Annotated in this window: 7 protein-coding genes and 1 pseudogene; 5 read left to right on the plus strand and 3 right to left on the minus strand. The window is 45.3% G+C overall.

Annotated elements, in window-relative coordinates; genetic code table 11:
* The first annotated feature begins 106 nt into the window (after positions 1-106).
* The 4 genes from tyrR to AB4351_RS06505 all read left to right on the plus strand — a co-directional run bounded on the left by tyrR (position 107) and on the right by AB4351_RS06505 (position 3,379).
* Positions 107-1,651: a transcriptional regulator TyrR gene (tyrR, locus tag AB4351_RS06490; protein WP_017067720.1), complete on the plus strand. Its 1,545-nt coding sequence runs from the start codon at positions 107-109 to the stop codon at positions 1,649-1,651.
* 18 nt (positions 1,652-1,669) lie between these two features.
* Positions 1,670-2,257 carry a ribosomal protein S5-alanine N-acetyltransferase gene (gene rimJ, locus AB4351_RS06495; protein ID WP_372125385.1) on the plus strand — a complete coding sequence of 196 codons (588 nt, stop codon included), beginning with the start codon at positions 1,670-1,672 and terminating at the stop codon, positions 2,255-2,257.
* A gap of 164 nt (positions 2,258-2,421) precedes the next feature.
* Positions 2,422-2,895 carry a DUF2947 domain-containing protein gene (locus AB4351_RS06500; RefSeq protein ID WP_017060433.1) on the plus strand — a complete coding sequence of 158 codons (474 nt, stop codon included), beginning with the start codon at positions 2,422-2,424 and terminating at the stop codon, positions 2,893-2,895.
* A gap of 268 nt (positions 2,896-3,163) precedes the next feature.
* The gene (locus AB4351_RS06505; RefSeq protein WP_017065431.1) at positions 3,164-3,379 is read left to right on the plus strand and encodes a hypothetical protein; all 216 of its coding nucleotides are present in this window, start codon (positions 3,164-3,166) and stop codon (positions 3,377-3,379) included.
* Between the two features lie 171 nt (positions 3,380-3,550).
* Here AB4351_RS06505 and AB4351_RS06510 read toward each other — a convergent pair whose 3' ends face one another.
* From AB4351_RS06510 to AB4351_RS06520, 3 genes are all read right to left on the minus strand, one after another.
* Positions 3,551-6,391: an Hsp70 family protein gene (locus AB4351_RS06510; protein ID WP_372125387.1), complete on the minus strand. Its 2,841-nt coding sequence runs from the start codon at positions 6,389-6,391 to the stop codon at positions 3,551-3,553.
* A 153-nt stretch (positions 6,392-6,544) separates the two neighbouring features.
* Positions 6,545-8,503, minus strand: a complete 1,959-nt coding sequence (locus tag AB4351_RS06515) for an Hsp70 family protein (RefSeq protein WP_017060435.1) — start codon at positions 8,501-8,503, stop codon at positions 6,545-6,547.
* Positions 8,503-9,135 carry a DUF2760 domain-containing protein gene (locus AB4351_RS06520; protein WP_017060436.1) on the minus strand — a complete coding sequence of 211 codons (633 nt, stop codon included), beginning with the start codon at positions 9,133-9,135 and terminating at the stop codon, positions 8,503-8,505. The genes AB4351_RS06515 and AB4351_RS06520 overlap by 1 nt, the downstream gene beginning before the upstream one ends.
* A 348-nt stretch (positions 9,136-9,483) precedes the next feature.
* Here AB4351_RS06520 and AB4351_RS06525 point away from each other — a divergent pair.
* Positions 9,484-9,944 (plus strand): annotated as a pseudogene (locus AB4351_RS06525) (sensor domain-containing diguanylate cyclase); the annotation flags it as partial.

Raw genomic sequence — 9,944 nt, forward strand, 5'->3', positions numbered from 1 at the left:
AGTTTGAGAAGAAGAGTAAACATATGTTTACTCTTCTTCTTGACTGAACTCAGAGCTTAATCCACACTACTGTCAACTTATCCTGACACCTATAATAGGACTATTTGTGCGTCTTGAAGTATTGTGTGAAGACAGACTCGGCTTAACGCGTGAGTTGCTCGATATCTTGGCCTCAAAAAGCATTGATTTAAGAGGAATCGAAATTGATGTTAAAGGTATTATTTATCTAAACTGCCCTGATATTGATTTTGATGCTTTTAGTGAACTTATGGCTGAAATTCGCCGAATTTCAGGTGTGAAGGATGTACGTAAAATCCAATTTATGCCAAGCGAAAGGCATAACACAGAGCTGATTGCTCTGCTGGCAAACCTACCTGATCCTGTTATTGCGATTGACCTTAAAGGCTCAGTCGATATGGCTAACCACGCTGCATTGAACCTTTTTAATAAGCAAGAAGACGCAGTCATCGGTGAACCGCTAGCGACGTTTGTTCCTAGCTTTAACTTTGCTCGCTGGATCGAAGGCGATGTAACGCGTCATCGTGAAGTTGTCGTGTTAGATGGTTTAGATTTCTCTATTGAGATCCTGCCGATTTACCTTGGTGGTGATGTCAACGAAGCGGTACTTGCAAGCGCAGTAATGACGATTCGCTCTTGTAATCAAGAGATGAACTCGCCAGATTCAATCCCAGAACAGAACAACCTAGGTTTCGAACACTTTGTTGGTGTCTCTAATCGCCATAAAGCCTTGATCAGCCAAGCTAAGAAATTGGCTATGCTGGATCAGCCTCTATTAATTGAAGGCGATACAGGGACAGGCAAAGAGATGTTGGCAAAAGCGTGTCATAACCGTTCAAATCGATCGTCTTTCCCATTCTTGATTCTAAGCTGTGCATCGATGCCTGATGACGTAGCGGAAACGGAATTGTTTGGTCATGCGCCGGGTTCATTCAACCATGAGCAAGGTCATAAAGGTATTTTCGAACAAGCGAATGGCGGTACCGTATTTTTAGATGAAATTGGCGAGATGAGCCCGCATCTACAAATCAAATTGCTGCGTTTCTTACAAGATGGTTCATTCCGTCGTGTTGGTGAAGAAGAAGAGATGCACGCGGATGTTCGTATTATTGCATCAACGCGCCACCGTCTTTCTGAATTAGCCGACTCGGGTTCGTTCCGTGAAGATTTGTTCTACCGCTTGAATGTACTGACTCTGTCTATTCCAGCATTGCGTGAACGCTCAAACGACGTAGCGCCACTGTTGGAACTGTTCGTTGCAAAGTACGCGCAGCAGTTAGGTATGTTAAAACCAAAACTGACTCAAGAGTTAGTCGACCAGCTTGGTAATTACCAATGGCCGGGCAACATTCGTCAGTTAGACAACATGGTTCTACGCGCACTAACAGAGTTGGATTCAGACACGCTAACGGTTGAGCAATTCCACTTGCCACAGCTTGAAACAATGACGGCTGGAATGGCGAACCTGAGCTTAGACGGCTCGCTCGATGAGATCATGAAAGACTATGAATCTCAGATTCTAGAGAAGCTTTATCAGTCTTTCCCATCAAGCCGTAAGCTAGCAAAACGTTTGAATGTTTCTCATACCTCAATTGCGAATAAGCTTCGTGATTACGGTATCAGAAAGAACTGATCGAATAAGAACAAGATTATGGAAGATTTGAGTACACCAGAGCGCATTTATAAGCATGATGGTAATCTGATTCTACGCACGGCTGAAATCGATGATGCTGGCATGATCAGCGAGTACTTTCAGGTTAACAGAGAGTATCTGAAACCTTGGGAACCGATTCGCGAAGACGCGTTCTTTGATAGAGCGAGTTGGGCGCAGCGACTGATCAAGTTAAACGAGCTTCATAAAATGGGGCTAGGCTATTACTGTTTACTGATTAACGCTGACTCTAATGAAATGTTAGGCACCATATCGTTCAGTAATTTGTCTCGTTTCCCGTTCTACGCTTGTAATGTCGGTTACTCATTGGCGCAAAGTGCACAGGGCCACGGTTACATGCGCAGAGGTTTGAAGATGGCCAAAGACTACATGTTTGATGTGCAGAACATGCACCGCTTAATGGCGGGCTACATGCCTCACAACGAACGCAGTGCTGGCGTATTAGAACATCTTGGTTTTGTCCGAGAAGGTTTTGCTAAAGACTACCTACAGATTAACGGTAAATGGGAAGACCATATACTGACAGCATTAGTTAACCCAAATTGGGAAGATAGACGCGTTATTTAGCGGCAATATTGCTAAGACGTAGTACTAGTTAAAGGCAAATAGCTTTTAAACGTAAACAAAATTTAGACGCAGCGTATATCAAGCTTTGCTAATCGCCGCTGCATCAAAAAGAACAGATAGGCATGGTAAATCCATCAGCCTGAGCAGATATTTGAGGAATTTTGATGTCATACACAACTTTGGACGAATACCAAAGAAAATGGATTTTCACACACCAGTCAATGCCGCTTCCGGCAGAGGACTTGGAAAAGATTAAGCCAATGACACAGGCGAGAGCATCTCAGTTCTGGAAAGAGAACGTGAGCCCTCAAAGCCCAGACGCAGAACGACTGAGCTCGCAAGACTGGCCAAGCAAAGCATCGAACTGGAATGAAGAGATCAGTTGGATGGCGCATTGGGAAGCGGATGAGCCTGAAATGCCAGAAGAGATTCTTAACTTTATTGATTGGCAAGATGACGTAACTGTTTATTTTTGTTACGAAAAGTACAATGTTCTTGAAACCAAATGGGCGATTTTCAAGAAGCATTGGAAGAACTTCTTGTTCTACGATGATGGCCCGATTCTAATCGGTCGTCGTCGTTCAGAAGCCCTTTGGTTTGCTACCAATGGCAAGGTGAAAATTGGTAACCGTGCTTAACCTCGGTGTGATTTAATCGAGCTAGTGCTGGTAATCCGAGCAACAGATAGATAAACAAAAAGCGAGCATCGAGCTCGCTTTTTTTGTGCCTAATGATCTTCGAAGATCATGGGGAAAGACCCACTATTTGAGCCCAACTAAAGGTGACCATATCCACTCATTTAAAGCGAGTGAATTACGAAATTGAGATCGCTATCTCATTGGGTTAGTTGAAGTTTCATGGGGTTGAGCTATCTTTATATTACTGCCTTAGTGGAGGTGAAGTATTATGATTTGGGATACTCTCGAACGTGTAAATAAACTTCGCAAGGAAGCAATGGAGGATCCAGAGTTTTTGGATTCAGCAAAAATGCATGAGGAATGGCTTTTAAGCGAAACTCATAATCAATCGAACAAAGGAGCAAAAGAGAATAAACCGAAAAAACTATCTGACATTTATGAAAATACGGATTTTCCTATCAACCCAACTGGAACCAAACATTAACAATGATGAACTGCAACACGGCTAAGGCTCTTAACCAAAAAGCTATAAGTCGATTACACATACCAGCCTTAAGCCACCAATAAAAAAGCCACTTTCAACGAATCGAAAGTGGCTTTTTCTTTTCTAACTTGTGACTAAAGCTAATCGCTATAAAACTAACAGCTTTTAAAACTAGCTATTGATTAGGCTTAATCCGCTTGGTAACGCATCACCAAACACACGCTTAGATTCACTCTCAGAAAGCTCAGTCACTTCACTCACTAGTGTTAACCATGAGTCAGGTACCTTGCTTTGCTTAAGCTTCTCAATCACTTGATTGCGATAGTCGTCAGAGATATCAAACTGACGGTCACCGGTTTTTCGACAAATCATCACCGCTGCGAAGGCGATCATCTGCTCTTTCTGCCAGTTCTGTTCAAGCAGTTTTGGTAACCACTGTTCAGCTTGCTCTCTAGGAATTACGCTGTGTTGGCTGCCATACAAAGGCGTTCTTGATGCTAATCGTCCTAGCGCCCACCAGTGAGCCTGTTCAAATTGGTTATGGTTGATCGCTTTGCTTAAGAACCAACTTGCCAGCAGCACTTTGTCTTCAACCTCAAGTTGCTCAAGTGACGCCGCTAAACGGACCATGGCTTCATAACCATTATCTTGCGCATCTTTGGCTGTCTTAGGGTTCTTCATTGCACCTGGGTGAAGGTATTTAGCGATGTCAGCCAAGATACTCTCTTGCTGCTCTTGGTTTAGCCCACCAGCGACACGACGCCAGAATACCCACCAGTCCGTCCAACCTTGGTGGTTCTGGAATTGAATGTTTTGTTGGTAAAGGCCCCAAATTTGTTCGATACGCCATGAGTCAGTCGGATCGCCAAAGCCTGGACGCAGCGAGTAACCCGCCAAACGCAGCCAGTTCTTCTCGTGTGCTTCTGAACGACGGCGGCGTTTACGACCTAATGAAAAGGTATCAAACAGATGGCGAAGGGTCGTGAAATCCCATTCATCACGCTTACCGAGTCGCTTCTCAAGATCTTTCGATAGTGTTTTGATCTCTTTTGATTCAGCACTCTTCTTGTTGCCGCTGTACAGACGAGAAATCAATTCCTTACATTCATCCAGTCTTGGGTGAAGTTTAGCGGTATCAGACTCATCACCTTGCTTGTTTCTTACTTCAAACTCGAGCAACCAACGCTTAGAGTCATCTTCTATACTCACACACTCCATTTTCAATGTGCCGACTTCGGTTAACTGACAAGCGAGCAGTACTTCAACACGCTCTTTTTGGTTGGCTTGAAGTTCTGCAGTACCTGAGCCTTCCAGCGTAGAAATATACGGTGGGAGAGGGGAGAACAAGTCGGCATCCACATTGACCATCACACCGTTTTGAATGGCGGTGTCATGAGCAATTTGATCGTGTGTTGAAGTCAGAAGATTAAATCGTACTGGCTCACCTAAAGTCAGCGAGAAACGACGGCTGTTCAAGCGTATCTCTTGGCCTTCTTCGGTTCCTTTGGCAAGCAGACAAAGCGCTTTACCCATCTTGTTTTTCTCTTGCAGATGCAAGAAGTAAGAACGGGCAGCACCGCCACCGATTTTCAGCTGTGCACCGCGGCGTGCTTTACCAAAGGCAACCGCGCCAAGGGCAACAGACCAATCTGGATGAGGGTTATCAAGCACTGTGATAGGAGAACCGTTCCAGTTGCCCAGTAGCTGAGTAATTCGCTCTGTTACCAGTTCACTGTTAAACACACCACCATTGAGCAGCACGCCAACTGGAATTGCAGGTTTGGTGTCATCGAACTCAATCGAGTCTGAGTTTTCTAATGCGGCTTTAGACACTTGTTGGTGTGTTGCTAGGAATTCTGCAACGTGCTTACTCACTGCAGGGTCAGCCACGTAAGGCAGACCAAACTCAACCACTGCACTGCGGCGTTTGTCGGGTGTTTCAGTAAACTCAGAAAGCGGGAAGAAACCTTCCAATGCGATTTGATGAACTTCTTGTTTGGTTAAGCCAATACTCTTAGTACCGCCAAGTAACTTTGAACCGCTGCCCAGCATGGTGATCTTCACATCATCGGGTGCATTGGCAGAAAGTAGGCTCTCTTTTGCGGCGCGAGTTTGTTGAATTAGTTTGGTTAGGCTAGAAGCATTCAGCTTTTTGTTTTGATTGAAGCGTTGCTCTGCAAGGTGAGCAAGCGCTAAATCGAGGTTGTCACCACCGAGCATCAAGTGTTCTCCAACGCCAATACGGTCGAGTGCGAGCTCGTTATTACCGTCGGTGTTCGCATCGAATTTGGCTTCAATTAAGCTTAAATCGGTGGTACCACCGCCAACATCACACACTAGAATCAGCGGAATTTGTTGAAGTTCATCTGCTGCGGTTTGTTGGTGACGGGCATACCAGTCATAACAAACGGCTTGCGGCTCTTCGAGTAATAGAATCTTACCTAAGCCCGCAAGTTCTGCCGCTTCGAGTGTCAGCTTACGTGCTGTCTCATCGAAGGAAGCCGGAACGGTAACCACAACATCTTGATTTTCCAGCTTGTTGCTCGGGTTACGGTAGTTCCATGCTTGGCGAATGTGGTTGAGGTAGCTTGCACTCGCCACAATTGGCGAGACTTTATCGACATCAGCTGCGCCAGCCCAAGGCAGAATGTCGGAGTTACGATCAACCGCTTGGTGTGATAGCCAACTCTTAGCACTCGATACTTGGCGGCCTTCAACCTTAGCGCCTAATTCACGAGCCCATTCACCGACGATAACGTTCTTAATATCGCCTTCAACGGGGCTTGGTTCCCACGGCATCGTCAGGTCAGAAGGGGAGATTTGACCTTGTGCTGGGTGGTAACGAAAGGATGGGAGTAAGGGCTTGCGAACCACTTCACCGGGGCCGATGAGTTGGTCAATATCGAAAAGAGAAACGGGAGCATGTTGTAGGTCGTCGTTGATTTCACAGTAAGCGACAACCGTATTGGTTGTACCTAAGTCAATGCCGACTAAAAAACGAGGAGTTGCCATACAAAACCTTATTCTTCCAGAGTGATGACCAGTTTTTTGATAGCTTTGGTCTTATTGTTGTTATTCGTAAACGTCATTCCTGAGAAACAGGCAGGACTAGATTGAGAAATGCATTGATAAAGTAACGGCACCCGCTAAGGTGCCGTTGATTCATTATGCTTGTTCGTTTGAGTCGTTATTCGAGTCTTCACGAACATCGAACTCAACGTGCCACTTCTGACCGTTGTCAGTAGCAATCGCTTCTAGGTGTAAGGTGCCTAGCTCAGTAACGCGAGAAGCCAAAGTCACTGGAACCACTTCACCTTCGCGACGGCCTTCAGAAACCGGCAATGTCACTTGGATTTCAGGAAGCTCATCAAGCTCTTCAGGCGCCCAGTGATCAAGGTGCGTACCCGCTTCATCTTCACGACGAATGGTTGAACCGAAGAACTGGAAGTGTACTGGCTGACCAATCACTAGACCGAATTCTTGGCTAGGTACTTGTACGCTTGAACCTTCTTCCATACCAAATGGTGCAACACACAAAGCTTCCATCGGAGGAGCCATACCTGGGATAGCTGGCATCGCGCTTTCAATTCCTACGTAGTAAGAAGAAGCGATACCACCGCGGATACGAACGCCTTGGCCACGACGAACTGCGCCGTAGTATGAAGCGCCACTTGCAACCGCTAGGTCTAAATCTAAACCTGAAAGCTGTTTTGCGAACTCTTCGTCAGCATTGATCAACCATTCGTTGATCGTATCTGAAAGACGATCAGCAAGTAGGTTCGATTTTAGAACACCACCATTGAACAGGATTGCTGTTGGCTTGATGAAGTCTGCCGCTGGCGCTTCTGACCCTTGCGTACCGGGCATACCGGGCATGTTTGCAAACGGGTTGAAATCTTGCTGAGCCGTTTCGCTATTTCCAGAAAGCGCGTTCGCTTGCTTAGAAAGGAATGCGGCAATGTGACGAGTAATACCTGCGTCTTGAGCGTAAGGCAGACCCATTTGAGTCAGTGCGCCACGCGTCTTTTGTACAGGGTGCTCAGTTACAGCAACTTTAGGGAAGAAGCCGTCCACTAATGTTTGTTGAACTTCTTGCTGAGTCAGTTCTGTTTTCAGTGTTGCGCCAAGCAGTTTAGAACCACGGCTTGGAACAACGATAGGCACAGATTGCAGTTCAGCATCGTTAAGCAGTGCTTCTTTCGCATCACGACATGCGTGAGTCATTGCTTGAACCTGCCAAGGAGCCAGTTCTTTGCCTTCTTGCGCCAGTTTCATCTTCAAGCGGTAAGCCAGTGCTAAGTCCATGTTGTCGCCGCCAAGTAGGATATGTTCACCTACTGCGATACGGTTCAGGCTTAGGTTGCCGTCATCTTGTGTTACTTCAACTAACGAAAGGTCGGTTGTACCACCACCGATATCGACAACAAGAACGATGTCACCAACGTTTACTTCATCACGCCATGTGTCGTTGCTGTTATCAATCCAGCTGTACAGAGCCGCTTGTGGCTCTTCAAGAAGCGTTAGGTGAGTGAAACCAACATTACGTGCAGCTTCTGCTGTTAGGTCACGAGCCGCAGGATCAAACGAAGCTGGAACCGTGATCGTTACATCTTGGTCTGCCAGTTTGTGTTCTGGGTTTGCGTGGTTCCATGCGTCTTTAAGATGCTCAAGGTACAATTCAGTTGTCTTAAGCGGAGATACTTTTTCAACTTCTTCAGGGCTGCCTGCAGGAAGGAAAGCATCGCGACGGTTAACACCACCGTGGCATAACCAAGATTTTGCACTTGCTACCAAACGGATAGGGGTTTTAGAACCAAGGTTACGAGCAATTGCACCCACTAGCGCTTTTGGCTCTGAAGACCAAGGAAGAACGCGAGAGCCCGCATTCATTTCATGTTCGTGCGGTTGGTATAGGAACGAGCCAAGTTGGCTGCGAGTTTCTACTGTACCTGGCGCCGTCAGTTGAGGGATTTGCATCACCTCAACGCGAGCGTCTTCATTGCTTGTGTCTATGTAAGACAAAACGCAATGTGTAGTACCTAAATCGATACCAACACTGAACTTGGGTACCTGGTTTTGCTCTTGAGAAGATGGCTCTTGAGCTGAATGACTTTGGTGTTCCATTATAGCTCCACCTCTGCCGGTGCAATTACAGATGCATCGTAGTTTTCAGCAAGCTTAGGCAGGTTCATGTCAGTTGCTTTCCAACCTTTGTGAACTAGTGTGCCGTTGAATGGTGCATTGCCCGTTACGTTGCCAGTTAGGCGAATTTCTTGAGGGTTGAAACCTTCAGCGATAGTGATACGTGTTTCTTCATCTTCAGTGCGGATGTGAGACAGCGTTACGTAATCAGCCAATACTTTTTGACCGCCAGTGTGAATAACACGAGCTGCTGCGCCAACTTCTTCATCAGAGAATGACGTTAGGTCTTCTTTTAAGAAGTCGATAAGGCGCGCTTCTTGCTGCATGATAGACAGTAGCTGCATTGCAGAGTCTGTTGGTGCTGTAGCAAGCTTAGATTCAACTTCTACTACTTTTTCGATCACACGTTCAACTTCTACTACTTTCTCTACTTCGACAATTTTCTCAACTGGCTTTTCAACTTCAACGACCTTTTCTACTGGTTTTTCTACGACTTTCTCAACCACTTTGGTTTTACGAGAAACGGCAATTAACAGTAGTAAAACGCTTGATGCAGTTAGGCCTGCGTGAAGCATATCAAACGTTTGTGGGATTAGGTTCAAATCAACGATCATAGTGATTTCTCTTTAAAATTGATTTAACGGTATATTCGTCGGTTCAAAGGAATATACAGGTTGGAAAGAAACTCATTGGCACTAAGCCGAAACGGTCACTTTCAAGCTATAAATATGGATGGATACTAGCATATTCAAGGCTTAAGAGTGGTATTTAATGTTTTTAATCAAGTGGGTTTTTGGTGTGTTAGCTTGAAATTTAGTCGAGATTCGGTCGAATATTGGTCGTCGATGTGAGGGCAAGGTAAACAATGCCCGTTTTATGTCAGTTTTAAGACTAAACAGAAATGGAGCATGATTCCCTCCCGTTATATACTTTTAACTCATTAGAGACTATTTGGAAGCCACATGCCGCACACTACCGACCCACTTACAGGGTTGAAGAGACGAACTCTCCCATTGGTCGTATTTTTGGTCAGTTTTTTGATTACTGTGTTGTGTTTTATATTAGTCGCGTTAAACCAAAACCGCGCGTTAAATATGAATTTGGATAGCTTTGCTACTCACCAGACACTGAGTTTGGAAGCGTTTATCGCTAATGACGTGGCTTACATTGGTTCTGGTGCTAATTTTTTCTACGCAAATGATCCTGAAAACTGGGATAAGTTTGATCGTTTTGCACAACAAACGATTAATGTTTCAAAAAGTCTAATTGGCTTGCAGTGGATGCAAAAAGTGGCAGCAGACGAGATTGCCGAGCATACCGCTAAGATGAAAGAAAAATACCCGTCTTACGAGCTGTTCACTATTCCAAAACACGAAGCCAAAGTCTTTGGTTACATCTTAGATGGGCTTTGTTGCGTAATTAA

This window comes from Vibrio sp. 10N.261.51.F11, assembly GCF_041471665.1.
Taxonomy (GTDB): domain Bacteria; phylum Pseudomonadota; class Gammaproteobacteria; order Enterobacterales; family Vibrionaceae; genus Vibrio; species Vibrio crassostreae_C.